This is a genomic window from Streptomyces griseorubiginosus (assembly GCF_017614965.1).
Lineage (GTDB): Bacteria > Actinomycetota > Actinomycetes > Streptomycetales > Streptomycetaceae > Streptomyces > Streptomyces griseorubiginosus_B.
On the sequence record NZ_WVUG01000625.1, the window covers coordinates 1 to 1,637 of the forward strand.

Annotated in this window: 3 protein-coding genes; all 3 read left to right on the forward strand. The window is 73.7% G+C overall.

The window, feature by feature from the left end:
* Nucleotides 1-304, forward strand: a 304-nt coding sequence (locus tag GRC12_RS44270) for a Tat pathway signal sequence domain protein (RefSeq protein WP_208786068.1), incomplete at its 5' end; no start/stop codon positions are given.
* Nucleotides 301-930 carry a class F sortase gene (locus GRC12_RS44275; RefSeq protein ID WP_208786069.1) on the forward strand — a complete coding sequence of 210 codons (630 nt, stop codon included), beginning with the start codon at nucleotides 301-303 and terminating at the stop codon, nucleotides 928-930. The genes GRC12_RS44270 and GRC12_RS44275, both read left to right, overlap by 4 nt.
* 87 nt (nucleotides 931-1,017) lie before the next feature.
* The gene (locus GRC12_RS44280) at nucleotides 1,018-1,509 is read left to right on the forward strand and encodes an RNA polymerase sigma factor (protein ID WP_208786070.1); all 492 of its coding nucleotides are present in this window, start codon (nucleotides 1,018-1,020) and stop codon (nucleotides 1,507-1,509) included.
* The last annotated feature ends 128 nt before the right edge of the window (nucleotides 1,510-1,637 follow it).

The window sequence follows — 1,637 nt, forward strand, 5'->3', positions numbered from 1 at the left end:
CGCCACCACCGCTCCCAGCGCCGTCTCGACCAAGACCCGACCGGGCGGCCAGGAGCCCAGCGCCGTCCCCACCAAGCGCCGTCCCGGCACCCTGGCCCCGAGCCCCGTCCCCAGCCGGGTGCCCTCGGGCGGCCAGGTCTCCGTCGTGCCGAGCGGCGCGCCGAACACCGGCGTTTCGACCACCTCGGACTCCTCGAACACGGGCGCGCTGATCGGCGGGGGCGCCGCCGCGGCCGTCGTCGTGGGCGGCGGGGCGGTATTCCTGCTGCGCCGTCGGCAGGCGAACGGGGCGAACGGGGAATGAGCCGCCTCTCCGGGCGCGCCCTCGCCGGCCTCGTGCTGGCCGCGCTGCTCGTGGGCTGTGGCGGCCCCGGAGCCACGACCGGGAGCGCCCCGCAGGGGAGTTCCGCGAGCACCTCGTCCTCACCGTCGTCCCCGGCGCCGCCCGCCGCGAAGCAGGTGCCGGCGGTGGGGCGATCCGTCCCGGTCGGGCTCCGGATACCGGCCATCGGCGTCGACACCCCGGTGATGAAGCTGGGGCTGGCCGCCGGCGGGACCGTGCAGGTGCCGCCGGTCCAGGCGCACGACCGGGCGGGCTGGTACGAGAACTCGCCGACGCCGGGACAGACCGGACCGTCGGTGATCCTCGGTCATGTCACGGTCGGCGCCTACGGGGACGGCGTCTTCCGCCACCTCGCGGAACTGCGCCGGGGCGAGCGGATCGAGGCGCGCCTGGAGAACGGCACCACCGCGGTGTTCACCGTGACGGATGTACGGACGGTGGCCAAGGCGGACTTCCCGACCAAGGAGGTGTACGGGAACGTGGACCGGCCGGAGCTGCGCCTGATCACCTGCGGCGGGGAGCGCACCGGTGACGGCTACCGCGACAACGTCATCGTCTTCGCGGTACTGACCGGCGCCGGCCACTGACCACCGACCGGAACCCGGGCCCGCGGAACGTACGCCGCAGGCCCGGGCTCTTCCTCCACGAGTGACCCCCACGAACCCGGGAGAACGTTGAAACGGTCCCGCGAGAAGGCCGCGTCCGAGTTGTTCGCCGCCCTTTATCCGCGTCTCGCCGGCTGGTGCCGCCGTCTCGTCGACGACGACGAGACGGCCCACGAGATCGCCTCGGAGGCGTTCACCCGGCTGTGGGCGCGCTGGACGGCCGTCACCGAACCGCGCGGCTTCCTCTACGTCACCGCGGCCAACCTCGTCCGGGACCACTGGCGCAAGCTGGAGCGCGAACGCCGGGCCGTGCGGCGCGCCACCAACGAGGTCGCGGTGAGCCCGCCCGCCGAACAGGCGGACCCCTCGGTGCGGTTGCTCGTGCAGTCCCTGCCCGAACGCCTGCGCGTGCCGATCCTGCTGCACTACTACGCTGACATGCCGATCCGGGAGGTGTCCGTGCTGACCGGACGCAAGGAGGGAACCGTCAAGGCCGACCTGCACGCCGCCCGTGAACTGCTCCGCGCCCACCTGAGGAGAAGCGTTGACCACACACTCTGACGAGGGCCCGGACTTCGACCACGAGAACAAGCCCGCAGACCGAGCCCCCGAGAACACCGGACAGCACGGCGGGAGCGAGACTGCCGGACGGGGGCGCGGTCCCAGGGACGCGGGGCGGGGCACCAGGC